This window comes from Hymenobacter tibetensis (assembly GCF_022827545.1).
GTDB lineage: Bacteria > Bacteroidota > Bacteroidia > Cytophagales > Hymenobacteraceae > Hymenobacter > Hymenobacter tibetensis.
The window spans coordinates 4,661,043-4,685,159 of sequence record NZ_CP094669.1; the positions used below are offsets into that span (position 1 = coordinate 4,661,043).

Genomic DNA, 24,117 nt, shown 5'->3' on the forward strand with positions numbered 1-24,117 from the left:
GCTCATACCTGGAGTGCTAGTCTGTAGTGCTAGTAAAGATGAAAAGGGATAAAAAAAACGGCCGCTCTGTTTCCAGAACGGCCGTTTCAAGGTAGACAAATCAGGGCTTACTTGAACGCCTGGATGCCGGTGATGTCGGCGCCGGTGATGAGCAGGTGAATGTCGTGGGTGCCTTCGTAAGTGATGACGGACTCCAGGTTCATCATGTGGCGCATGATGGAATACTCGCCGGTGATGCCCATACCGCCGTGAATCTGGCGGGCTTCGCGGGCCACGTGCAAGGCCATATCCACGGAGTTGCGCTTGGCCATGCTGATTTGGGCGCTGGTAGCTTTGCCTTCGTTTTTGAGCATACCGAGGCGCCACGCCATCAACTGGGCTTTGGTGATTTCGGTCAGCATTTCGGCTAGCTTCTTCTGCTGTAGCTGGAAGCCACCAATGGGCTTACCGAACTGCTCGCGCTCCAACGAGTACTTCAGCGCCGACTCGTAGCAGTCGATGGCAGCACCGATGGCACCCCAGGCAATACCGAAGCGAGCGGAATCGAGGCAGGACAACGGACCTTTGAGACCGTCGATGTTCGGCAGCACGTTTTCCTTGGGAATTTTCACATCCTCGAACACCAACTCGCCGGTGGTGCTGGCGCGCAGGCTCCATTTGTTATGGATTTCGGGCGTGCTGAAGCCCTCCATTCCGCGCTCCACGATTACGCCTCGGATGCGGCCGTTTTCGTCTTTGGCCCACACTACAGCCAGCTGGCATTCGGGGGAGTTGCTGATCCAGAGCTTGGCGCCGTTCAGTAGGTAATAGTCGCCTTTGTCTTCGATTTTGGTGACCATGCCGCCGGGGTTGGAGCCGTGGTCGGGTTCGGTGAGGCCGAAGCAGCCCAGCCATTCGCCGGACGCCAGTTTGGGCAGGTACTTGCGGCGCTGCTCTTCGGAACCGTAGGCGTAAATCGGGAACATCACCAACGAGCCTTGTACTGAGGCCGTGGAGCGCATACCGGAGTCGCCGCGCTCTATCTCCTGCATAATCAGGCCGTAGCTGATGTAGTCGAGCCCGCCGCCGCCGTATTCGGTGGGAATGGTGGGGCCAAAGGCACCAACGTCGCCGAACTTCTTCACAATCTCAGAAGGAAAATAAGCGTCCTGGGCCCATTTCTCAATGTTCGGGCTGATTTCCTTTTTCACGAAGTCGCGGATGCTCTGGCGAACCAGCAGGTGCTCTTCGGTGAGCAGCCCATCGATATCGTAGTAATCGGTGAAACCAGCAGCGTTGGTGGAGCCGTGGGCTTTGGTGGCCTTGGCCTGGGGCGAGAGGACGTCAGCTTGGGAAGACATACAAGGAATAGCTTGGGTGGGAATCAGTTCAAAGATAGTGGTTTCAATACGTGAAACCGGCCCCGTCAACCAATGGTTCGGCTGAGCTACAGGGTTCCTGCTCAGCGTCAGCCCAACGACAAGCGTCCGGTTGAAATCGGTTGACGCGGCAGGATTGTTCAAGTTTTTGTTTGTTGCGTAGAAGCAGCATTGCGTTCTTATGCCTTCACCCTCCTATGAGCCAAGCTACCCCACACAAAAAACTCAACGAACTGGAAGCCAGCGCCATTTGTGGCAACGACATTTCCTCCTCGTGCTTGTACGTATCGGCGCTAGCTATTGCGCATGCCGGCCAATACGCCTGGGTGGCGCTGTTGGTGGTGGGCGCCGTGTTGTTTTTGTTTCGGCGCATCTACGGCGAAGTGGTGGGGGCGCTGCCGCTCAATGGTGGAGCCTACAACGTGCTGCTTAACACGACCAGCAAGCGTAACGCGGCGGTGGCGGCCTGTCTCACCATCCTGTCATACATGGCTACAGCCGTTATTTCGGCTTCCGAGGCCATGCACTATCTGCACACGCTCTGGCACGGACTGCCAATTATTCTGGCCACCATCTTGCTGCTGGGCCTCTTTCTGCTGCTCACCATCCTGGGCATTTCCGAGTCGGCGGTGGTGGCAGTGGGTATTTTCGTGTTGCATTTAGCGTCGCTCACATTACTGGCGGGCGTTACGGGCTGGTACCTGTTCGTGCACGGCCTCGATACGTTGGTAGCCAACTGGCACATGCCCCTCAAGGGCAGCCTCGTTTCAGCGCTGTTTTTGGGGTTCAGCGCAGCTATGTTAGGCATTTCGGGGTTTGAAAGCTCCGCGAACTTTGTGGAAGAGCAGGCGCGTGGCGTGTTTCAGAAAACGTTGCGCAACATGTGGGTGGTCGTGACGGTGTTCAACCCGCTGCTGGCGTTTCTGGCCATTGCGGCACTGCCGTTGGTGGAAGTAGGCCAGCATACCGAAACGCTTCTTTCGCACCTTGGCAACCGCACTGGCGGCCCTTGGCTGGCCACGCTTATTTCTGTGGATGCCGTGGCCGTGCTCAGCGGAGCGGTGCTCACCTCGTTTGTGGGCGTGAGCGGCTTGATGAAGCGCATGACCCTAGACCGAATTCTGCCGCAATTCTTCCTCAAGGAAAACAAGCGGTGCAGCAACTATATCATTCTTATTACCTTCTTCCTGCTCTGCTTGTCGGTGCTACTTATTACCAACGGCGAATTGGGGCCGCTGGCGGGCGTGTATACCATTTCGTTTTTATCGGTGATGGCCTTTTTTGCGCTGGGCAACTTTTTGCTTAAGCGCAAACGCCCCAAACTGCCGCGCCCCGTTTATGCCAGCCTGCTTACCGTGACGCTGGCGTTGCTAGGAGTGCTGGCGGCGCTGTACGGCAACATCCGCATGCGCCCCGACTACCTCATTGTGTTCCTGCAATACTTCCTGCCGGCCATGGTAATAGTGTCGGCCATGCTCAACCGCACGGCCATCCTGAACCTAGTGCTGGATGCGGCCGAGTCATTTGCCAAACATTCGCCCCGGATTTCACGGCTCACGCAGCTCAGCATTCGGCGGCAACTGCGGGAGCTGCACCGGCAGGAATTCGTTTTCTTCACCAAAGGCGACAACGTATCGAACCTCAACAAGGTGATGGCCTACGTGGTGGAAAACGAGTTTACCAACCGCCTCAAAATTGTGACGCTACTTAAGAAAGGTGAAACCTACCCCGAGGACCTGCTGACCGACATTCGGGTGCTTGACCGCGCCTACGAGCAAATTGTGGTGGATTTCGTAACGATCAATGACCAGTTTGGCCCCGAGCTAATCGACCGGCTCTCGAAAGAGTGGCACATCCCGAAGAACTTTATGTTCATTGGCTCCCCTGGCAACCAGTTTCCTTACCAAATTTCCGACCTGGGCGGCGTGCGGCTCATCATATGACCGCCCGTTAGGCTCTCTAAAACAGCAACGCCCTGCCGTGCGCTTGAAGGCACGACAGGGCGTTTTCGTGTGCGGTGCGTGTACTAGAACTTCACTCCTACTGACGCTAGGAAGTTGCGGGTGGCCTGCGGAAAAAACCAGTTGAACGTTTCTTGGCTGCCGCTGGCGCCGACGTAGCTGTAGGTATAGCCATTGGCCACGTACTCGCGGTTAAGGATGTTATTTACCAGCAAGCCCAGCTCTATTTCTTTCAGAAAGGACGGGTGCAGGGCATAGCGCAGGCGCAAATCCACCGTTTCGTAAGGCCGGATGCTGCGTGCTGCGTTCTGCGAGTTGTCGAGGTATTGGCGGCTCACCGTTTTCAGCAACAATGCCACGCGCAGGTCTTTCACGGGCTGGCCTTCCAGGGTGTGCGCCGAAACCACGCCGGGCGAATACGAGATGGTGGAAGCGCGCGGCGCGGCTACCACGGGTTCGTAGTTTTCGTCATACACCACGTCCTGGTAGTTCAGAATGCGGTTGCGGCTTAGCGTGAGGGTAGTGCTCAAACTAATTTTATCATCGGCCGATACGAAGCCCGTCAGCTCGACGCCCCGGCGGTAGCTGCGGGCTACGTTGGTGCGCAAGGCCGTGCCCACGTCGTTGAGCTGGCCAGTGGCTACGAGCTGGTTGCGGTAGTTCATGGAGAAATAGTTGGCCTCGAAGCGCAACACTGTACCCGGACCGAGTAGGCTGGCATCGGGGCGAGTGAAGCGGTAGCCACCCTCGAAGTCTTCGAGACGCTCGGCTTTCGCGCTTTGGTCGCCGGCGGGGCGGTCGGTGAAGTCGGAGCGGACAGGTTCCCGCTGGCCCACCGCGAAGCTGGCATACAGTTGTTGGCCTTCCGCCAAAGAGAAGGTAGCACCGGCTTTGGGGTTGAAGAAGGTGTAGCGGGCACGGGTCGTGACGTCGTTTTGGTCGTCTTCTACCCCATCAATGTTGTACTCGATATGGCGCACCTGCACGTCGCCGTACGCCCCGAGCTTTGGCAACACCTGCCAGGTAGCGCGGGCATAGGCGTTGTAGTCGGTTTTGGTGGCGTCGTTGAAGTAGTAGCGGTGCCGGATGTTGCCGTTGGAAGCGTACTGCGCCCAGATTACTTCGCCGTAGTGGTCGTTGTTGAACTGGTTCCAGGCTCCGCCTACGGTTGCCTGAAAACGGTCGTTGGCCTGCGGTTGGTAGTTTAGCGCAAAGGTGCCGCCGTAGAAGTAGTTGTCGAGCCACTTGCGGTCCACCAGGTTGGTACGGGTCAGCGTATCGCCGCCAATCACTACGTCCTGGAGGTTGTAAGCGGAGAAACGACGGTTGGCGCGGTAGTTTTCATAGTAGCCAAAGCCGCGCGTGAGGTGCAGCGCCGCCCCCAGGTTCCAGTCGGAGCCCAGCCCCTGCGACAGGTGCAGTTGGTAGTGGTTTTGCTGGTAGTTGTCGGTTTGGTTGTCGTAGGTATAGTAGCTGTAGCGGCGGCCTTCTTGGAGCACCCGTGCCGCATCGGCTTCGCTTAGCTCTCCATTGTCGATGTACTGCTGCAACAGCGCCCGGTTGCCCGTAAGGGCTGGCTCCGGTACCCCGTTCCAAGCCTGGTAGGTTTTCTCGCGGCCCGAGAAGGTGATGAACTTCAGCAGCGTGTTCTTAGCTTGGTAGCCGGCCGCGAAATAATACGACTTCAAATCCGAGGAAGCCCGGTTCATATAGCCGTCGGTGGCAATGCGCGACAAGCGGCCATCCACGGTGAAGTGCCCGTTCAGCAGCCCGGTCCCAAACGAGACGTTGTTTTTCCAGGTGTTGAAAGAGCCGTAGGTGTTCTGCGTTTCGCCGTAAGCTTCGCGGCGCACATCAAGCGTGGAAATGTTGATACTGGCCCCGAAGGCCGCGCCGCCGTTTTGACTGGTGCCCACGCCCCGCTGCACTTGCACGCTGCTAATGGAGGACGACAAGTCGGGCAGATTCACCAGAAACGAGCCGTGCGACTCGGCATCATTCAGCGGCACGCCGTTTACCGTCATGTTGATGCCCGTGTTGTTGGTGCCCCGAATACGAATATCGGTGTAGCCCACGCCCGCGCCAGCATCGGAATTGACCACCACCGAAGGCGTTTGGTCGAGCAGATAAGGCAAGTCCTGGCCGAAGTTGCGCTTGGCTAGCTCTTCTCGATTGACGTTGGAATAGGCGGTGGCCGTGCGGTCGTTGGCGCGGGAAGCCGTTACGAGGGCTTCGCCGGTAAGCACCCCACCGGGCTGAAGTGTAGTGTTTAGGCGCTGCTCGGTGGCTTGTCCCTGCACGCGCCGCACCAAGGGTTCATAGCCCAAAAACGAGATGCGCAGTTCGTGTATCCCCGCCGGCACCGCCGACAACGAGAAGTTTCCGGCGGCATCGGTAGCCGCGCTAGCCGCACCGTCAAGCAAAATAGTAGCGCCAGGCAAGGCGGTGCCGGTACGGGCATCCGTTACGGTACCCGACACGGGACCTTGTGCCCAGGCCGAGAAAGGCAGCGCCAACAGCGCCGCCCCGGAAAGCAGTAAAGTTTTCAAAAAGGCAATGCGAAAAAGAAGAACGGGCCCTACGCCAGGGGTCGGCGGCTTGGCAGTATCGTTCGCGGATCGTCTGTTCCCTTCGCCGGCATTACCCGGATCAGGTTCAATGGGTATGATCTCAGCCTTGGCCACTGTGGCATGGGGCACCCCTAAACTTCTGCTGCAAAGGTAAGGGAGTTTCTGGTTGCGTGCTGCGGGTTTTCGCGCACTGGGGTTGTGCTACGCCAAGTGGCAAGCAAATCACAGCTGATATATGGTGTTATCCCATCCAGTTGCTGCACGCGCTCCGTATCACTCAGAGGCGCAAGCTCATCATTGCAGCCTGCCCGTGGAAAGTGAAAAACAAGAAATCCACTTCTCCTTTACTTTCGATTGATAATCAATTACCTTAGAAAGGCTTTCAGATCCCAAAACTCGGAGGCCAAGGAAAACAACATCCACCTCCGCTCCGTTATTTAGTCGGTACCCCACCCGTCTGCTCGTTTGTCCTTCCAGTCTACCCCGACCATGACTCCCCTCGTGTACTTACTTGTCGTCCTTGCTATTACCATCTACTTTCTGCTGATTCCTCGGCGGCGCTACCCCAATCCGCCTCAGCCCGACAACGACGACGACGGGGGCGAGCCGCTCGATGACGGCCTCCCCGACTTGGACCTACCCCCCGGCATCACGCGCCCCATCAACGACTGGGAACCGGACTACAACAGGCGCCCCCAACGGCCCGTACGGCCCACTGCTCCTCATCTTTTATAGCTCTACCTGCCACTACAGCCCGTCTGCGCGGCACCTCATACAAAAAACGACCCTTCTGGCTTTCTGCGTTCCGTTGTTAATCGTGGCCGATACAACAGGAAACAGAGGCCGGAAGGGTCGTTTTGGCTGAATGAATACGGTAAATCGTAGAAGTTACTGATCAGATTAACTAACAGAAACTTCTTGGAGGGTTCTGCTCATTTGCTCTTGCACACAGCGTCCTATAGCTCACAGCCCATGCGTAGGTAGGCAATGGGGCCCTTAAAGAATTCTGCGCCCTGCGGCAGTAATCCGAACCGGGCATAAAAATCGGCGCTGTCTTGGCGGGCATCACACCAAATATGGGTGGCTCCGTGGCGGCGCGCTTCGGTTAGCACACGTTTCAGCAAAACGCTCCCGATACCTTGCCGCTGATAGGTTGGATGCGTGGCGAACTTGCGAAAGCGCGCTTCGCTATCTTCCACGAAAAGCGAAACAACGGACACTAATTCCTCCCCGAGGAAAGCCCCGAAATGTAGCCCAGCGGCATCGTTTTCCACTTTTACGTACTCCAAGGGCTTGTCGGGCCACAGCACTTGGTGGCGCAACGTATAGGTATCAGCCGGGGTGATGGCGCGGACTTCAAAAGCAGGCATAAGAAGGCGCTATTCGACGGTGATGCTGTAGGAGGCCACAAACTCCTGGTTGGGCTGCAGCGTCAGAATCCCCTCTTTCTCGGCTAGTTCGCCCGAGTCGGTGGTGGCGCTGGCAATGCCCTGCCAGGGCTCGATGCACACGAAGCGGGCCCCAGGGCCTTTGGTCCAGAGGCCGAGGTAAGGAAAACCATCGAAGCGCACCCGCACCCCCCGGCCCGACCGACGACTGCGCAGCGTAACGTGCGTGAAGTCAAAGTGCTTCAGCACCAAAGCGTCTTGCTCGAATAGCTCGTAGCGCAACGGCAGCGTGGTTTCGTCTTGCAGCACAGACTCGGTTTGGCCGTTGAGCAAGCCGCCTTCCAGCAGATGCCGCTCGAAGCTAACGGGATGGTCGAACACGAACTCGTAGTCCTCAAATGCCTCATCAGGAAGCAAGGGACAACGGAAAGCCGGGTGCGCGCCAATTCCGAAGAGCAGTTCACCAGTACCTAGGTTGGTTACCTCCCACCCGATGGTCAGCATGGGGCCCGCCAGCCGGTAGCTGATCAGCAAGCTGAAATCGAAGGGGAACAGGGCACGGGTAGCATCGTTGGCACGTAGCTCAAACGCCAGCTCAGCGGGTGCTTGACGGACAAGCGTGAATTCCTGGTCGCGGGCAAAGCCGTGCTGCGTGAGGCGGTAGGTTTGGCCTTGGTAGGTGTAAGTATCGTTTGGCAGGCGGCCAACAATGGGGAACAGCACCGGCGCATGGCGTCCCCACACGGCGGGGTCAGCTTCCCACATATATTCCAGGTTGTCGAGGTCTTTGCGAACGAAGCTGCTCAGTTCAGCGCCGCTGGCCTGAATAGTTACGCGGCACTGTTCGTTTTCGAGGGTGTACGTCATATGAAGAAGAGGTAGCAGAGGCTTTTCGTGGCGCTGCCAGCGGCGGCAGGGTTCAGAGGCAGACGCAACACCATACGGCTAGGGGGCACTAACCGTTGGAGCGCGTCATACTCTACGCTGCCCGTCGTGGAAGGGTAAGGGCTCGTTATTACTTCAGCAGTTCATCTACTAGCAAACGTGCTTGCTCGAAGCGCTGGGCTAAGGCACCACGCACAACGGCGAAAGTGGCTTGCTGAACCTGCAAGGCCTGCTGATATAAGGTGAAAAAATGCTGGCGCAAGTGCGGGTGCTCACGCAACGGGTCGGGTTCCCAGGGCAAGTCCACGTCGAGCAGCAGCACCAGATCATAGCGTTGCTGTTCAATGCGCTGCAAAATCCACTCAGGGCAATGCCCAAAGGCATGCTCGGCCCATATTTTTATGACCAGCAAATCGGTGTCGCAGAAGCAGATGGCGTGGCCTTGCTGCTCGGCGGCGGCAATGGCTTGCGCTTCCTCATGAAGCTGGCCCCGGGCAATGGCTTCAAGGTCTGGCAAGGCGTATTCGGGGCCTCTTTCTTCTAGATAAGCGCGAGCATACTCGGGTGCCCACGTGGTATGGTAGTGGGCAGCCAGTTGGCGGCTAAGGGTGGTTTTGCCCGTCGATTCGGGGCCGGTGATGGCGACGCGCAGCATGGGTACAGGTAAGGCAGTAGCAACTAGAATACGAGGCTAGCACGCTACAGCCAATGAAAGATTCTTTAGTCGTTGGGTTCAAGCTTCAGCAGCAACTCATCTTTGCGCATGGCGCGGCGCCATTGTACATAGCCGTACACGGCCAACCCCAGGTACAAGGCATAAAGGGCGCTGGTCGGGTAAAGCTGTTTGTACCAGAGAATAGGCACGTAGATGATGTCTACTACTATCCAGAGCCACCAGTTTTCCAGGCGCTTGCGCATCAGCAGATACTGCGCGGCCAAGCTACCCGCCGTGGTGAAACTGTCCCAATGCGGCACCGTGGCGTCGGTGTTGTGCTCTAAGTAATAGCCAAAACCCGCCGTGAAGCCCGCCACAAACAGCACACAGACCACCCATTCACGGCGGCGCGTGTGCGACACAGGCAGTTCGGTTTTGCCGCGCCCCCCGTACAGCCATTCGTACCAGCCGTACACGCTCAGCGCAATAAACATCACCTGGAGCATGGAATCGGAATACAGGCCGGCGCGCAGATACACCACGATGTAGATGCCGCAGCTCACAATGGCCACCGGAAAATTCCAGAGCGATTCGCGGGCGGCTAGCCACACGCAGGCAAACCCCGTCAGGACGGCCACCCACTCCAGCGGACTGTTGCCGACGGCGGCGGTTAAGAACTCGTATAACGACTGCAACAAAACAATAAGCTAAAAGCGGAAACCTCCCAGGCGGCAACGGTAGTCTGGATGAAGAAGCCAAAGCTAACGAGCCACCAACTAATTTTGTGTTTCGCCTTTCCAACCACTTGCCATGCTCCCCGAACTCACGCCCGAAGAACTGAACCGCCGTCTTGCCAACGGGGAAGATATGCAGCTCATCGACGTGCGGCAGCCCGAGGAGTACGCGTATTGCCGCATTGAAGGCAGCCACCTGATTCCGCTCGGCGACCTACCCCAGCGCGTAGAAGAACTCGACGAAACGCGGCCCATTGTGCTCATTTGCCACCACGGCGTCCGCTCCATGCAGGCCCTGGCGTACCTGCAGCACCGCCACGAAAAAACCAATCTGCTGAATCTGCGCGGCGGTATCCACGCCTGGAGCCTCCGCGTGGACCCCTCGGTGGCGGTGTACTAAGTGGCCGATGCTTTTAGCCCGTGGCGGGGCCTATTACCGAACTACTCTAGCCTGTGCGTTTCCCCGACCTCCCCATAACCGCCGCGTTACCGGATTTGCTGGCGGCCCTCGCCGCGCATGAGCGCGTGGTATTGCAGGCTCCACCGGGCGCGGGCAAAACCACCGTTGTGCCGCTGGCATTGCTGGAAACCGCTTGGCGCGCAGGAGGCCGGATTCTGATGCTGGAACCCCGGCAACTAGCCGCCCGCGCCGCCGCAAACCGGCTGGCCAAGCTGCTGGGCGAGCCGGTAGGCGAAACCGTGGGGTATCGAGTACGGCTGGAAAGCAAGGTGTCGGCGCGCACGCGCATCGAGGTTATCACCGAAGGGATTTTGACACGCCTAATTCAGGACGACCCCGCACTGGAAGGCGTGACGGCGGTAGTATTCGATGAATTTCATGAGCGCAGCCTACGCGCTGACCTTGGCCTAGCCCTGACTTTAGATGTGCAGGCCGTACTGCGGCCCGAACTGCGCATTCTGGTGATGAGCGCCACCCTGGAAGCCGAACGGTTGGGAGCCTGGCTGCATGCACCGGTAGTGAGCAGTGCTGGTTTTCTGTTTCCAATCGAGACGCACTACCTGAGCCCGCGCCAAGCCGCTGTGGGGGGCACCCGGCCCGGTGAACGGCTAGCTACCTTGGTACCGACGGCCGTGCGCGAAGCCTTGCGCGCACATGCAGAAGGCGACATTCTGGTATTCCTGCCTGGCCTAGCCGACCTGCGGCGTGTGGCCGATAAGCTAGAACCAGCGTTGTCTGAAACCACGCGCCTGCACCTGTTGCACGGCGAGCTGCCTCTGGAGCAGCAAGATGCCGCCTTGCGCCCCGCCCCGGTAGGGCAGCGTAAAATTGTGTTGAGTACGGCCATTGCTGAAACCAGCCTAACCATTGAAGGCGTGCAAGTGGTAATAGACGGCGGCTTTGCGCGAGTACCGCGCTTTCAGGCCCGTACTGGCTTCACCACTCTCGAAACGGTGCCCGTAAGTACCGCCGCCGCCGATCAGCGCCGCGGGCGCGCGGGCCGCTTGGGGCCCGGCACCTGCTACCGCCTCTGGACCACCGCAGAGCACGATGCCCTCCCTGCCCACCTGCCCCCCGAAATTCTCACCGCCGACCTGAGTGGGTTGGCTCTGGAACTGGCCTTGTGGGGCGCCACGCCCGCTGCGTTGCGCTGGCTTGATACGCCTCCTACTCCTGCCCTTGCCTTAGCGAATGATCTGCTGCGCCGACTTGGAGCCGTGGAAGCGTCAAGCCAGCAGCTAGCAGGGGAAGGTGATAAAGCGCTGGATTCAACAGGTGCCGGTACTGCGCCAGCTTCACTGTCTGTTACTACTGCGCCGCAAAAACCTACTCCCCACGGCCGGGCACTGGCACGGCTGGGCCTAGCCCCCCGATTAGGCCATTTGGTGGTACGAGGCCACGAGCTTGGCCACGGTCCAGCCGCTGCAGCGCTAGCCGCTTTGCTTTCGGAACGCGACGTGTTGCGCTCCGCCGATGCTCACTCCACCCCGCCCGATCTGCGCCTGCGCTTCGAAACCATTGCGCACGGCCGCCCCGCTCTCCCCGGTTTGCTGGTACAGCACAACACACTGCACCGAGTTCGGGATGCGGCGCGCAACCTGCGGCAGCGGGCAGGTATCCGGGATACTGCTACCTCCACCGATGCGGATGCTGCCGGCTTATTGACGGCCCTGGCTTACCCCGACCGGATTGCGCAACGCGAAACCACCGACCGAGTCCGCTTATCCACTGGCCAACGGGTGCTGCTGCCAGCCGAGTTTTTTGGGCGCGACGACCAGTTTTTAGCGGTAGCGTATCTAGAAGGGCCGCCCCACCAGTTGCGTGCGGCCTTAGCCGCACCCGTAAGCCGCACGGAGCTAGAACAACTATTCTCCGACCAGATTGACACCCGCGACGAAGTCCGGTGGGATGCCCCCACGGGCCGCGTACTGGCTAGGCGCCTCAAACGGCTAGGCGCGCTGGTTCTTTCCGATACCGCTCTCGCGCAACCCGACCCCGAGCTAGTAGCGCAGGCATTGTTGGAAGCCTTACGCACCGCGGGCATTGCGCGCCTGCCATGGACTGAGGGTGCCGTTGCGCTCCGCCAACGACTGGCGTTTCTGCACTACCATTTTGCCGCCACCTGGCCCGACGTATCGGATGAAGCTCTACTGGCGCAGCTAGAGGACTGGTTGGAGCCACACCTGGTAGGGTTGAAAAGCCTGAATGAAGTCAGCCGGCTCGATTGGCAAGAGTTATTGCTCCAACAACTGCCTGATGGGTGGGCACAACGCCAAGAGCTAGACCGCCTGGCGCCTTCGCACCTCGCCGTACCCAGTGGCTCCCGCGTACCCCTCGACTACTCCGACCCTACCGCACCGGTGCTGGCCGTGAAGTTGCAAGAAGTATTTGGGCTGCTAGATACTCCGTATGTGGCCGGCGGCCGGGTTCCACTCACGTTGCATTTGCTTTCACCTGGTGGTCGGCCAGCGCAGGTTACGCGTGACCTACGCAGCTTCTGGCAAACGGGCTACTTCGAGGTGCGCAAAGACCTGCGCGGCCGCTACCCCAAGCACCCCTGGCCCGACGACCCACTCACAGCCATTCCTACCAAGCTAACCAAGAAGCGTTTCGAGGCCGGTCAATAGCACCTACTAGGTTAAACAGAGGCAGGTGTAAAAGCCGGGCACCCGTAACAACTCACAAACCCAGCAAGTACTTTCCGCTACCTGCTTGACAGTCAGTTCTTGAACAAATTCTAGCTGGTCAGTATTTCTCTCCTATAAAATACGATTATACAAGCAGCATTCTGTTCATCTAACTCCTTGAATAGCAAGGATGAAAATATAGTTGGTAACATTGGGATAATACTAGTCATGATTTCATAATATAGAATTATGAAATCAATTGTACACTCCACTGCGGCAAAACTGCTTGTTCTGCTACTGTTGAGTTTGGCGAGCGGGGCGCAGGCACAAACTCAAACAACCACTGCTACTCCTACCGCATATCAGCGCTTCAATACTTGGCTGATGGTTTTCAGCGACGCCCGTTTGAGCAATAAATGGGGCATCCATACGGAGGGGCAACTACGGCAGGTTAAGGGCCCGAACTCGCCGCAGCAAAAGTTTCTGCGAGTTGGCGCCAACTATTATGTGGCCAACATCTTGGTTCTGACGGGCGGTTATGCCAATACTATGTCCTACCCAGATGGCAATGATTCGGACGTAGGGGGCTTGCCAGAACACCGCAGCTATCAGCAGGTATTGCTCCGCTTCGATAGCAGCCGAGTTATGTCGCAGCACCGGTACCGCCTCGAGCAGCGCTGGGTACAGCACCTCGGCGACAAGAAGTTCACGTATCTCAACCGCTTCCGGTACCAGCTGCGGCTTACACTGCCACTAAACCACGAGCGAAAGATTGCTCCCGGAACCCCGTACGTACTGGCCTCCAATGAACTATTCGTCGTTTTCGGACGCAATGATGCGGGCAAGTTTTTCGAACAGAACCGCGCCTGCCTAGGGGTTGGCTACCAAGTCAATCGTGCCACTTCCATCGAAGCTGGCTACATGAATCAGATGAGCCAACAGGAAACTATGTCCTCGTTGGTTGCGGGCCACATTTTGCATCTAGGCCTCAATTTCAACCCGGACTTTCGCAAAGGCAAGCTGACAATGGCTAATAATTAGGCGAAGCCCTGTACGAGCATTACGACATGGTAATTGCTTGATCTGTAAGAGACATTTCGCTTTTTAGAGCAGTCATTTGGCCCTAGTTCTGCTCTACCAGCCGCTACGAACATAGCTTGCTCCCTTCTGTAGCCACACTCTGCCCTGTTGACTCTATCAGCCCGGAATCTGGTCTTCGTCTGAATCTAGCAATTGCTGACCGGGAGTAGGCGTGTAATGGCGGTGCAACCAGCGGCTAAGGCCCCCCAAGCCCGGAAACAGTACCCGCTCCGTGATATTGGCTTGGTCGAGTTTGTCGCGAATTTCCCACTTCAGTTGAGCTGGGATGATGATGCGGAAGTACAACTCGGGGCGTTGCTCCAACCACTCATGCAAGCTAGCCTGCGCGGTGTTCATCAACGAAAACAAGGCATATTGATGTACAATGCGGGCATCCAGAGAAGGTGGCTCCAAAAACAGCAGAAATTGCTCGTCGCGCAGCAATTCCAACTCGCGTAGGGTGGTACACAGCGGCTCCAGCAACTCGGGAGTGAACACATTCGAGCCTTCGGCTCGCAAGGCTTCGCGCAAACTGGGCGGCAAAGATTCGGCTGCCAGCACGTAGTTGATGGCCCATATCACCCCGTCTTCGCCGTACGCTTCTAAGTCGTCGGTGGCGAAGTGCAAGGCAACGTAGGGCGAATAGGTCCAGTCGAGGAGGCGGGTGGGGAGGCCGTGGTGCTGCGCCAGCGCCAACCAGTTCCAAACCGATGCGCCAGGCTGCGTAAAGTCGCGGCCGTATTTGCGGAAGTTGCGCAACAAGTGGTTTTCCAACTGCTGATACTCGCCCCCTAAGCGCTGCAAACTAGTGGTAAGCAACCAGTTGGACGAGCGTAGCCCCCGGTACACGAAAGGCGAGCGGAAGCGCCCGATGCGGCTGTCCCACGTGTCGCGGAAAAGTGCTTGCTGCAGATCGGTCCAGGAAGTAACGTGGATATCGTTGACGGAAAGCGGCACGGAAGAGTAGCTGAGAAGATGAGCAAAGAGGACATTCAGGCTGCAAGAAGGCTACCAGACAAAGAAGATCATACGCCTACCCTGCTCCCTACAAAAGGTACTGCACGTAATCTGCAAAACACTTACAAACAAACAAGCCCCTGCTGTTCATGCTGACAGCAAGGGCTTGCCTATGTGAGAAAAGAACTGTCTCAGGTTAGTAAAGCTACTCTAGCGGGCTTCCAACCGTTAACGGCTTCCTGTTGGACTGCTTTATTCTCCTTGTGGAAAATCAGCTGAGTCGCCTGTTTCGGCTACGCCAGCCAACTCTTCTAGGAGGCTAGTGAACTTGTCACGAGCGCCTTTCACGGCCGCTTTGCCGAGTGGCAAGTGCAGTGGCGGGTTTTCCTGGCGTACCAAGTCAAACATGATGGTAGCGGCCCGTTGCGGGTCGCCGGGCTGTTTGCCGCTGTAGCTTTGGATGCCTTTCAGGTTCTCGCCCACAGTAGCACGGTAATCTTCTATGGCTGTGTCTACGAAGCTAGCGGAGCGACCGGCCCAATCGGTGCGGAAACCGCTAGGCTCGATGTTGGTGACGTGAATACCAAGGGGTTTTACTTGCTGCGCCAGGCTCTCGCCAATAGCTTCCAGCGCAAATTTGCTGGCGTTGTACACGCCCACACCCGGGAAAGTTTTTAGGCCCCCAATGCTGGTGATGTTGAGCACGTGTCCGCTCTTTCGCTCACGCAAATGCGGAAGCACGGCCCGCAACACGTGTAAGGGCCCGAACACGTTCACGTCGAACTGGCGGTGTACTTCTTCGGCCGAAATTTCTTCGATGCTGCCCATGGAGCCGTAGCCCGCGTTGTTCACCACCACATCAATATGGCCGAGCGCCTGAATAGCCTCCGCCACGGCGGTTTTCACTTGCTGCTCATCGGTCACCTCGCATACCAAGCCGCGGCCATTGGCCCCAGCTTTTTGGGTGAATTCGTCGGCCTGCTCTTGTTTGCGAAAGGTGGCAGCCACTTTGTCGCCCTTGCTCAGGCAGTATTCGGCTAGTTCTTTGCCGAAGCCAGTACTCACACCCGTTATAAACCAGTTTTTGTTGTCAGTTGCCATTGTGTGGATCTAAAAGGAACGCCTGGCATTCAAGGCCATGGCGGCCTTTTCAACTCCTAAAGGGCCGCGCAGGTTTTGACAACTTCACTAAAATACGGCGGGGTCAGGTGCGCAAATGCAAAAGCTAGCACGGTTCAACAGCTAAAACCAATGCCTTGCATGCCACTTACTAGTAAAGCTCCACTTGCCACTGCGTACCTTAAGTTCTGCGTCTGGTAGCTGTGCTAGCGCAACAGCATGTTTTCTTGTCCTTGGTCTGCGCCTTCAGCGGAAAGTCCTGCCCCGTAGCCTAGACGCTTTTGTTTGTATTAAAATCAGCCACATACCATCACAATCAACACTAAAACAATCTTCTGATAATCTGCATCCCAACTTTTCGCCGTAGCTTTGACCGGCAATAAGAGAAACCTAACTTCCTTGTTGCCATGGCCGATTACGCCACCCCCAATTCCAAAATCGCCTTCGAGGCGCTGACCTACGACGATGTCCTGCTGCTTCCCGCGTATTCGGAAGTACTGCCCCGCGACACGGACCCGAGCGCTCAGCTTACCCGCAACATTCGCCTGAAGCTTCCCTTCGTTTCGGCCGCTATGGACACCGTAACGGAATCGGAAATGGCTATTGCGCTGGCGCAGGAAGGCGGTATCGGCATCATCCACAAAAACATGAGCATCCGGGCGCAGGCCGAACTGGTGCGCCGGGTGAAACGCTCGGAAAGTGGGATGATTCTCGACCCCTTCACCCTACAGGAAGCTGCTACCCTCGCCGATGCCAAAAAGCTGATGCGCGACAACAACATTGGCGGTATTCCTATCGTCGATGAGCAACGCCGCCTCAAAGGCATCCTCACCAACCGCGACTTACGCTTCGAGAAAGACATGGGCCGCCACGTGACGGATGTCATGACCCATACGCCCCTCGTAACAGCCAAAGCCGGCACCGAACTAGCCGACGCCGAAGATATTCTGCAAGAGTCGAAGGTGGAAAAACTACCAGTGGTAGATGCTGACGGCCGCCTTGTGGGCCTTATCACATACAAAGACATTCGGAAGCGCCGCCGCACGCCCAACGCCTGCAAAGACGAGTACGGCCGCCTGCGCGTAGGGGCTGCTGTAGGCGTAACCCCCGACTTGTTGGACCGGGTAGCGGCTTTGGTGGAAGCTGGTGTGGATGTGGTGAGCGTGGACACTGCCCACGGCCACAGCAAAGGCGTACTGGATGCTGTTCGTAACCTTAAACAGAAATTCCCTACCCTCGAGATAATAGCCGGCAACGTAGCCACGGCCGAAGGGGCCCGCGCCCTCGCTGATGCCGGCGCCGACGCGGTAAAAGTGGGAGTTGGGCCTGGTTCTATCTGCACCACTCGCATCATTGCTGGCATTGGTGTACCACAGCTGTCGGCGGTGCTCGAAGCTGCCCGTGGCCTAGAAGGCACGGGGGTTCCGCTTATTGCTGATGGCGGCATCAAGTTCTCCGGCGATGTTGTGAAAGCCTTGGCCGCGGGCGCCAGCACCATTATGATTGGTTCGTTGCTGGCCGGCACCGAAGAGGCTCCCGGAGAAGTTACGCTGTTCGAAGGTCGCAAGTTCAAGAGTTACCGCGGCATGGGTTCAGTGGAAGCTATGGAAGATGGCTCGAAGGACCGGTACTTTCAGGATGCTGAGGACGATGTGAAGAAGCTCGTTCCGGAGGGCATTGTTGGCCGTGTAGCCTATCGGGGCCTTGCTGCCGAAGTGCTGTTTCAGCTAGCTGGCGGCTTACGGGCCGGCATGGGCTACTGTGGAGCCGCTACTATTGAAGCGTTGCAACAAGCCCGTTTCGTACGCATTACCGGTGCTGGTCTGCGCGAGTCGCACCCCCACGATGTGCAGATAACGCAAGAAGCTCCTAATTATAGCACTAAGTAAAACTCTCAAGAAGCAACTAATAAGGAGCCAGCTCTAAGTAGAGCTGGCTCTTTTTGCATGCATTTTGTAGGCTAGCCACAAGGAATGTAATTTATCATATATAAATTTCTTATTATAGAACAAATAATTGTATTTTCGTCGGTAGCCCATTCCACTAACATGAATGCTGACCCACTCATTCGTGTTTTTTCAGCTTCCTACCTACGCATTCATCACGAGCCCAAATTGCGCTCGATAGAACTGGAGTGGCACGCTCACCTCCAACCAAACGAGGTGCGTACTGGCTTCCAAGTAGGAATGCAGATAGCAGAGCAGCGCCAGGTTCAGGCCTGGATTGCGAACATGACTCACATGGGCCCCATCAGTTCTGAAGACCAAGAATGGATTGTAGCCAACTGGCTGCCACGGCTGCGGCTTCTCGGATTGAAATTCTTGGCCATCGTAGTTTCCGATGATGCCCGCAACCGCCTCAGCATACACAATATTATGAGTGCCAGCGAGCAGAAAGGCTACACTCCTGCCGAAACGGTTTACTTCAGCTCGGCGCAAGATGCCCGCGACTGGGTGTATCAATCTTGTTGCCAACCAACTTCTCTACCCGTAGTAACCCGCCGGTTTTAGCTAACCTGTAAGACAGCATGTTGCTCTCGTCTTACTACGTACGGGTGGGCACATAGTCTTACGTGGGCATCTGTCCTCAAAAAAGCCTATCTAGCCTGGCCTAAAGTACGGGTACTGCGAAATTCCGCCTGCCCCTATATCTTAGCGGTTCGTTTCGCTTGAACCCTGGGCTGTTTCACAGTCGGGTTTGTTTCTCTGTCTATGCTCTTTCGCCAGAAGCTGAAAGCTATTATTTTTCCTTTTACCGTCATTAGCTGGCTGTTGCTGCTGCTGAGTACGCTCAGCAATACCAATGGCCAAGCTGCCCAGTGGCTAAATGGACCGTGGCCCGAATGGGTTACGCTGTTGGCGCAGGCAACTTTTGCAGCTGGTGCGTTCATCTACCAGCGCGGCCGCCCCGATCCGCTTCATGGCAATGACTTTGTGGGGCTGCTTCGCCGCTTGGTACTGGGCCCTGGCATGATGGCAACGGCCTGCGTGGGTTTGCACTTGCTTGAACGCTTCGTGCAAGTAGAGCTTCCCACCAACGACCAAACCTTTTTCGCCTGTATCTACACGGTGAACTTGGCGCTGTTCGTTGTTTTTCTGGCTTACACCAACTATTCCTGGCGCAGCTTGGTGTTGTTCCGAGCTTCGCCGCAGGTCCAACGTCAATGGGTGTGGTTTGAAGTGCTGCTGGGTTTCACGCTGCTGTTTCGCTTGCTGGATTGGGTGCCGCCCCACCCGTTTGACTACGTTATTGTGGGCGGGCTGGGCGTTTTTGGCGTGTACCTGAGTGGCAACCAGCAATGGGTAGCTTACCTAAACCGGCGTCAGAAATGGGAGGCGGTACTGCTTCAAATAGCTATCCTGCTGGCTATGGCGGTGTTCGTAGCTTACTTCTTGCGCATTCGCTATGATTTGAAGCTGGTAGCTCCGGCTCCTCAGCATGCTTTCCTGCTACTCAATGCGTTCTTCGGTGCCTTCTATGCTTTCATGGGTCTGATGGTTACCGTATTCAATTTGCCTACGGCGGGCGTATTCGAACAGAAGCGTGAGGAGATTTTGAGCATGCAGCGCCTGACGCAGCTGATTCAGAAAGGGCAGAATGAGGATGAGGTGTACGCCATGCTTTTCGATTCGGCCGTGCAAACCATGGATGCCGATGCTGCTTGGATTACGCTGGAAAATGATGAAGGTGTCTCAACAGTACAGCACTACCGCGTCTCGCCCGAACAGGCCGAAGGTGTGCAGCGTTTGCTACAGGAGTACAAGCTCCAACACATCGAATACCTCAACAACGACTTATCGAACAGCAGCGGGTTTCGCGACTTGAATCTGCCGTACGGCTCCCTTATTGTTATGCCGTTGCGTTCTGCCAAGCGGCGGTTTGGAGCCTTATATATGCTTAAAAACCCGCGCTACGGGTTCGACCGCGAAAACCTTAGCATTCTGCAAACCTTCGCCAGCCAGACGGTACTCAGCATTGAAAACCTGCAACTGGTGCATATCTCGCTGGAAAACCAGCGCGTGCAGGAAGAACTGAAGATTGCTTCGGCCGTGCAGGACAGTCTCATTCCTAAAAACCTGCCGATTGATAGCTGGTTCGACATCAGTTCGTATGCCGCTTCGGCCAAGGAAGTGGGCGGCGACTTTTACGACTTCTTGCATCTGCCTGGCCGTCGGCTGGCTATTCTCATTGGCGACGTATCAGGTAAGGGCGTGACAGCAGCGTTCCACGTAGCGCAGATGAAGGGTATTTTTCATGCGCTGATGCAAGAAAACCACTTGGCCCGTACCGAGCGCGAGAAGTTCCCGGTACCCAGCCGGTTTATGACGCAGGCCAACACGGCGCTGTCGCGCTGCTTGGAGAAGGTGGCGTTTATTACAGCCTCCCTCTACATCATCGATTACGAGAATGGAGGGTTTGTATTTGCGCGGGCCGGGCATTGCCACACGCTGTACTACCACTCTATCAAGGAGGAAGTGTCCTACTTTCAAACCACCGGCTTAGGATTGGGCATCATCCGCAACGAGTCGTACGAGAAGCACATCAAGAATCAGTTTTACGACTACAACCCCGGCGACGTAATGGTAATTTACACCGACGGGATAGTGGAGGCGCGCAACGCCAACCAAGAAGAGTACGGGGAACAGCGGCTGCTTTATATGCTGGAACAGACCTTTTCTATGGAAGCCGATGAGATTAAAGAGCAGATCCTGAACGACCTGGGGCAGTTCAGTGCGGGCCAGCCCATGCACGACGACCAAACCTTGCTTGTCGTCAAGTTCAAATCCTCTCAACCCGACATGGCGAACTGACGTACCCTGACCTTATGAAAATAACCCAACATTCCTCCGCCGGTACTCTCACGCTAAATCTTGATGGTGAACTAGATGCCAGTTCTTCAGTATCGCTGGACACGGAACTAGGCAAGCCAGATACACTTAAGTTTCAGAAAGTACTTATCAATTGCAAGCAGCTCAACTACATTTCTTCGGCTGGCCTGGGGGTTTTTATCTCCCATTTACAGCAGTTTCAGGATGCGGGTGTGAAGCTGGTTTTCTTCAACATGCAAGACAAAGTGTACAACGTGTTTGAGATTCTCGGCTTAGATACCCTCATGACTATAGTACCCTCAGAAGCAGAGGCTACTGCTATCTAACTTATTATAAACCAATCAGCGGGGATGAAAAACGCACTTCGGATCAGTTGTAGCCGAGGCAACCTGAAGGCTGTCCGTGACTTTGTCACGACTTCCCTGCTGGAGTGTAACCTATCGAATCTGCAACTCAATCAGATTGTATTGGCTGTTGACGAAGTGGTAGCTAACCTCATTATTCACGCCAACGGTGAAGACGAGTCACAGTATCTAGATCTGGCCATAAATATCGACGACCATTTATTTGGCATCGAAATATTTGATAATGCGGCTACAGTTTATAAGCCCTCCACGTATCATGAGCCTGATTTGCCAGAGTTTATTCGGCTCGGTAAAAAAGGAGGTGTGGGCATGGCCCTGGTCAACCGCATCATGGATAGAGTGGAATTCACTACCAACGGCAGCCAGAACGTGTGTAGGCTTTACAAGCATTTAGGCTGACGCTCGCCACGTACGCACACCTTCAGTCCCGTATTTCTCTTGCTTTGCGCCTGCACTGGTCCCGACCGATGCAGGCGCTGCTATGTCCACTACCTGCATCTGGATAGCGGTGCCTTGGAACTAAGCCACTGAGACGGATGGTTTGCAGCGGCAACTATCAAGAAGTAAAAGCTGCTAGCCGGGTTCCAGCCCGTCGGTTGATTTAACGTTTAGGACAAAAAAAATACGTAAAATTGCAACTGGCAGTTAGCCACGCTCAGTTGGATTGAGAGGCAATTGTCTCGCATTGCAGTTTCTTATATCTCATATGCACAAACGCATTCTGTACGCCGGCACTGCTGCCGTCGCGCTGCTGGCCGCCTGCCAGGCTACTAAAACTACTACCACCTCCAAACAACCCGCTATTGAGACGCTCGGCACTACTACGGTGCCAGCTGGGGAGTTTGCCTATGTTTATCGCAAAAACAACAGCACTGCTCCCGAGTACGGCACACGCCCCAGCGTAACAGAGTATTTGGACTTGTATACCAACTTCAAACTGAAAGTGCTGGAAGCCGAGCAACGGGGCCTCGATACCACCCAGGCCTTCAAGCGAGAGCTAGATGGGTACAAGCAGCAGTTGGCGCAGCCCTATCTCACCGAGAAAAGCGTAACCGACCAGCTGGTGCGGGAAGCCTATGAGCGGATGAGCAAAGAGGTGAATGCCTCCCACATTCTGATTCGCCTGCCGGCCGAGCCTACTCCCGCCGACACGCTAGCCGCTTACCAAAAGGTGGTAGCCTTGCGCCAGCGCGTAACAGGCGCTGCCAATTTCGAGCAAGTAGCGCGGGAAGTAAGCGAAGACCCGTCGGCCCGCGAAAACGGTGGCCGCCTCGGCTATTTCACGGCCATGCAGATGGTGTACCCCTTCGAAACGGCGGCTTTCAAAACGCCAGTTGGGCAAGTATCGCAGCCAGTGCGCACGCGCTTCGGGTATCACCTGATTAAGGTGAATGATATGCGGCCGGCGCAAGGCGAAATTAAGGTGGCACACCTGATGATTCGGGCAACGCCCAATATGCCGAAAGCCGACTCCGTAACGGCCAAGAAGAAAATCGACGAACTCTATACTCGCCTCACCCAGCGCAAAGAGAACTGGGACAAGCTGGTAGCTCAATTTTCCGAAGATGCTGGCTCGGCGGCCAATAGCGGCGAGTTGCCTCCCTTTGGCACAGGCCGCATGATTCCTTCCTTCGAGGAAGTTGCCTTCAAGCTTCAGTCGCCCGGTCAGATTTCAGCTCCTGTTCAGACGCCTTATGGCTGGCACGTAATCAAGCTGATTGAAAAGCAGCCGGTGCCCACTTTCGAGGCAATGGAGCCTACGCTGAAAAGCAAAGTGGCCAAGGATTCCCGCTCAGAGCTCAACAAAGCAGCTTTTCTGAAGCGCGTCCGCACCGAAAACAACTTCCGGGAGTTTTCGGCAGGCAAGGAAGAAGCCTTCGCCAAGATTGACACCTCGGTGGTTAATGGGCGCTTCAAGTACACGGCTCCCGATAACGTTATTACCACCTCGAAAAACGGCAAAAAGCAAAGCGGTACTGCACAGTCCGTCATTTTTATCATCAAGGACAAGCCTTACCAAGTATCCGACTTCCTGACCTACGTGCAGAAAAACCAGCGGCCCCGGCCCGGTGCCGAGCCGAAGTTCATAGCCCAGCAGCTCTACGACCAGTATGTGGAGCAGAGCCTGACGGAGTACGAGAAAAACAACCTCGAAAACAAGTACGAAGACTACCGCATGTTGGTGAAAGAGTACCGCGACGGTATTCTGTTGTTCCAGCTCATGGACGAGAAAGTATGGAGCAAGGCTATTGAAGATACCGTAGGTCTGCAGAAGTACTTCACCGAGAACCAAAGCAAATATCAGTGGGAGAACCGGGCACAAGGCACCGTTATTAGTGCCGCCACCCCAGAGCTACTCACCCAAGCTCAGCAGCAACTCAAAACGGGCCGCTTCGCTGTGTCTCGCTTGGCGCCACCGCCCGTTAAATTCACTGGCAACACCGATAAAGTAACCAAAGCTTCACTCACCGCGCTGGACCGTTTAGCGGAATCAATGCAGGCAGATACTGCATTGAGCGTTACGCTAACGGGTCGTTTCAAGCAAGGCGAATCGGCGGCTGTTGCTAAGCGCCGAGCCGCAGCTGTTGCTTCCTACCTTGGCAGCAAAGGCGTAGCAAGCCAGCGTATTCGGCAAGCCACTCAAGTCAAAGCCACCACTGATAACACTCTCACTCAAACTGTTTTCAGCGCCAACACAACTGCGCTGGAAGAGCAACTGAACGCTCAAAACCCACTATCGGTGCAAATCACGCAGAAGGCGTTTGCCAAAGGCGACAACAAAGTGGTGGATGAGCTGATGAGCCGCGGACCAGGTTCGTATGATGTCCAGAAAGATGGCCGTTACTACACCGTCATCATCGATAAGGTGCTACCAGCCGGCCCCAAAACCTTGGCCGAAGCCCGTGGTATTGCCACTTCTGACTACCAGAACTATCTGGAAAAAGAGTGGATTGCGCAACTCCGTGCCAAGTACCCGGTGCAAATCAACCAGCCGGAAGTAGACAAGCTGGTAAGCAAATAGAGCTTACTCTACCCAACAAAAAGCCCTGGTTTCAGCCAGGGCTTTTTGTTGGGAAAAGAGGCCCAGCAAACTACCAACGCGGTAGTGCAACCAGCCTGCTATTGGCT

At 56.2% G+C, this 24,117-nt stretch carries 19 protein-coding genes and 1 riboswitch; of the genes, 11 read left to right on the forward strand and 8 right to left on the reverse strand.

Going from position 1 to position 24,117, the window contains the following annotated elements; translation table 11 throughout:
- Positions 1-107: 107 nt before the first annotated feature.
- A complete protein-coding gene (locus MTX78_RS18680) occupies positions 108-1,340 on the reverse strand; it encodes an acyl-CoA dehydrogenase family protein (protein WP_243797356.1) in 1,233 nt (410 codons plus the stop codon).
- A gap of 215 nt (positions 1,341-1,555) precedes the next feature.
- Between MTX78_RS18680 and MTX78_RS18685 the strand changes: the two genes are divergently transcribed.
- A complete protein-coding gene (locus MTX78_RS18685) occupies positions 1,556-3,301 on the forward strand; it encodes an APC family permease (protein ID WP_243797358.1) in 1,746 nt (581 codons plus the stop codon).
- Positions 3,302-3,384: 83 nt separating this feature from the next.
- On the opposite strand, the gene MTX78_RS18690 is transcribed toward MTX78_RS18685, so the two are convergent.
- Complete coding sequence (locus MTX78_RS18690) at positions 3,385-5,868, reverse strand: TonB-dependent receptor (RefSeq protein ID WP_243797360.1); 2,484 nt, start codon at positions 5,866-5,868, stop codon at positions 3,385-3,387.
- 60 nt (positions 5,869-5,928) lie between these two features.
- Positions 5,929-6,032, reverse strand: a riboswitch (TPP riboswitch).
- A 322-nt stretch (positions 6,033-6,354) separates the two neighbouring features.
- Here MTX78_RS18690 and MTX78_RS18695 point away from each other — a divergent pair.
- A complete protein-coding gene (locus tag MTX78_RS18695; RefSeq protein ID WP_243797362.1) occupies positions 6,355-6,624 on the forward strand; it encodes a hypothetical protein in 270 nt (89 codons plus the stop codon).
- A 221-nt stretch (positions 6,625-6,845) separates the two neighbouring features.
- Here the strand turns inward: MTX78_RS18695 and MTX78_RS18700 are convergent, their stop codons facing one another.
- The 4 genes from MTX78_RS18700 to pnuC all read right to left on the reverse strand — a co-directional run bounded on the left by MTX78_RS18700 (position 6,846) and on the right by pnuC (position 9,515).
- On the reverse strand, positions 6,846-7,259 hold the full coding sequence (locus MTX78_RS18700; RefSeq protein ID WP_243797363.1) for a GNAT family N-acetyltransferase: 414 nt from the start codon (positions 7,257-7,259) through the stop codon (positions 6,846-6,848).
- A gap of 9 nt (positions 7,260-7,268) precedes the next feature.
- A complete protein-coding gene (locus MTX78_RS18705; RefSeq protein ID WP_243797365.1) occupies positions 7,269-8,144 on the reverse strand; it encodes an aldose 1-epimerase family protein in 876 nt (291 codons plus the stop codon).
- A 148-nt stretch (positions 8,145-8,292) separates the two neighbouring features.
- Positions 8,293-8,817 carry an AAA family ATPase gene (locus MTX78_RS18710; protein ID WP_243797367.1) on the reverse strand — a complete coding sequence of 175 codons (525 nt, stop codon included), beginning with the start codon at positions 8,815-8,817 and terminating at the stop codon, positions 8,293-8,295.
- Between the two features lie 65 nt (positions 8,818-8,882).
- Positions 8,883-9,515, reverse strand: coding sequence for a nicotinamide riboside transporter PnuC (gene pnuC / locus MTX78_RS18715; protein WP_243797368.1), 633 nt, complete (start codon positions 9,513-9,515; stop codon positions 8,883-8,885).
- A 112-nt stretch (positions 9,516-9,627) separates the two neighbouring features.
- On the opposite strand from pnuC, the gene MTX78_RS18720 reads away from it, so the two are divergent.
- The 3 genes from MTX78_RS18720 to MTX78_RS18730 all read left to right on the forward strand — a co-directional run bounded on the left by MTX78_RS18720 (position 9,628) and on the right by MTX78_RS18730 (position 13,679).
- Positions 9,628-9,951, forward strand: coding sequence for a rhodanese-like domain-containing protein (locus MTX78_RS18720; RefSeq protein WP_243797370.1), 324 nt, complete (start codon positions 9,628-9,630; stop codon positions 9,949-9,951).
- A gap of 53 nt (positions 9,952-10,004) precedes the next feature.
- Positions 10,005-12,638: an ATP-dependent helicase HrpB gene (hrpB, locus tag MTX78_RS18725; RefSeq protein WP_243797371.1), complete on the forward strand. Its 2,634-nt coding sequence runs from the start codon at positions 10,005-10,007 to the stop codon at positions 12,636-12,638.
- Positions 12,639-12,887: 249 nt separating this feature from the next.
- Positions 12,888-13,679 (forward strand): DUF2490 domain-containing protein, encoded by a 792-nt coding sequence (locus MTX78_RS18730; protein ID WP_243797373.1) that lies wholly within the window; start codon positions 12,888-12,890, stop codon positions 13,677-13,679.
- A 156-nt stretch (positions 13,680-13,835) separates the two neighbouring features.
- Here MTX78_RS18730 and MTX78_RS18735 read toward each other — a convergent pair whose 3' ends face one another.
- Together MTX78_RS18735 and MTX78_RS18740 are read right to left on the reverse strand one after the other, a co-directional pair.
- Entirely contained in the window at positions 13,836-14,675 is an 840-nt protein-coding gene (locus MTX78_RS18735) for an FRG domain-containing protein (RefSeq protein WP_243797375.1), read from the reverse strand.
- A 252-nt stretch (positions 14,676-14,927) separates the two neighbouring features.
- Positions 14,928-15,776 (reverse strand): oxidoreductase, encoded by an 849-nt coding sequence (locus MTX78_RS18740; RefSeq protein ID WP_243797377.1) that lies wholly within the window; start codon positions 15,774-15,776, stop codon positions 14,928-14,930.
- A 425-nt stretch (positions 15,777-16,201) separates the two neighbouring features.
- Here MTX78_RS18740 and guaB point away from each other — a divergent pair, with 425 nt between their 5' ends.
- The 6 genes from guaB to MTX78_RS18770 all read left to right on the forward strand — a co-directional run bounded on the left by guaB (position 16,202) and on the right by MTX78_RS18770 (position 24,010).
- Positions 16,202-17,683 carry an IMP dehydrogenase gene (guaB, locus tag MTX78_RS18745; protein WP_243797379.1) on the forward strand — a complete coding sequence of 494 codons (1,482 nt, stop codon included), beginning with the start codon at positions 16,202-16,204 and terminating at the stop codon, positions 17,681-17,683.
- 159 nt (positions 17,684-17,842) lie between these two features.
- On the forward strand, positions 17,843-18,304 hold the full coding sequence (locus tag MTX78_RS18750) for a hypothetical protein (RefSeq protein WP_243797381.1): 462 nt from the start codon (positions 17,843-17,845) through the stop codon (positions 18,302-18,304).
- A 201-nt stretch (positions 18,305-18,505) separates the two neighbouring features.
- On the forward strand, positions 18,506-20,605 hold the full coding sequence (locus MTX78_RS18755; protein WP_243797382.1) for a PP2C family protein-serine/threonine phosphatase: 2,100 nt from the start codon (positions 18,506-18,508) through the stop codon (positions 20,603-20,605).
- Between the two features lie 14 nt (positions 20,606-20,619).
- Positions 20,620-20,949, forward strand: a complete 330-nt coding sequence (locus MTX78_RS18760; protein WP_243797384.1) for an STAS domain-containing protein — start codon at positions 20,620-20,622, stop codon at positions 20,947-20,949.
- 24 nt (positions 20,950-20,973) lie between these two features.
- The gene (locus tag MTX78_RS18765; RefSeq protein ID WP_243797386.1) at positions 20,974-21,387 is read left to right on the forward strand and encodes an ATP-binding protein; all 414 of its coding nucleotides are present in this window, start codon (positions 20,974-20,976) and stop codon (positions 21,385-21,387) included.
- Positions 21,388-21,694: 307 nt separating this feature from the next.
- A complete protein-coding gene (locus MTX78_RS18770) occupies positions 21,695-24,010 on the forward strand; it encodes a peptidylprolyl isomerase (RefSeq protein WP_243797388.1) in 2,316 nt (771 codons plus the stop codon).
- Positions 24,011-24,117: the final 107 nt, after the last annotated feature.

Coding starts and splice junctions, on each gene's coding strand:
- MTX78_RS18710 (WP_243797367.1), bottom strand. CDS start 8,817: ATGCTGCGCGTCGCCATCACCGGCCCCGAATCGACGGGCAAAACCACC.
- MTX78_RS18740 (WP_243797377.1), bottom strand. CDS start 15,776: ATGGCAACTGACAACAAAAACTGGTTTATAACGGGTGTGAGTACTGGC.
- guaB (WP_243797379.1), top strand. CDS start 16,202: ATGGCCGATTACGCCACCCCCAATTCCAAAATCGCCTTCGAGGCGCTG.
- MTX78_RS18760 (WP_243797384.1), top strand. CDS start 20,620: ATGAAAATAACCCAACATTCCTCCGCCGGTACTCTCACGCTAAATCTT.
- MTX78_RS18700 (WP_243797363.1), bottom strand. CDS start 7,259: ATGCCTGCTTTTGAAGTCCGCGCCATCACCCCGGCTGATACCTATACG.
- MTX78_RS18685 (WP_243797358.1), top strand. CDS start 1,556: ATGAGCCAAGCTACCCCACACAAAAAACTCAACGAACTGGAAGCCAGC.
- MTX78_RS18720 (WP_243797370.1), top strand. CDS start 9,628: ATGCTCCCCGAACTCACGCCCGAAGAACTGAACCGCCGTCTTGCCAAC.
- MTX78_RS18755 (WP_243797382.1), top strand. CDS start 18,506: ATGCTCTTTCGCCAGAAGCTGAAAGCTATTATTTTTCCTTTTACCGTC.
- MTX78_RS18705 (WP_243797365.1), bottom strand. CDS start 8,144: ATGACGTACACCCTCGAAAACGAACAGTGCCGCGTAACTATTCAGGCC.
- MTX78_RS18750 (WP_243797381.1), top strand. CDS start 17,843: ATGAATGCTGACCCACTCATTCGTGTTTTTTCAGCTTCCTACCTACGC.
- MTX78_RS18765 (WP_243797386.1), top strand. CDS start 20,974: ATGAAAAACGCACTTCGGATCAGTTGTAGCCGAGGCAACCTGAAGGCT.
- MTX78_RS18730 (WP_243797373.1), top strand. CDS start 12,888: ATGAAATCAATTGTACACTCCACTGCGGCAAAACTGCTTGTTCTGCTA.
- MTX78_RS18770 (WP_243797388.1), top strand. CDS start 21,695: ATGCACAAACGCATTCTGTACGCCGGCACTGCTGCCGTCGCGCTGCTG.
- MTX78_RS18680 (WP_243797356.1), bottom strand. CDS start 1,340: ATGTCTTCCCAAGCTGACGTCCTCTCGCCCCAGGCCAAGGCCACCAAA.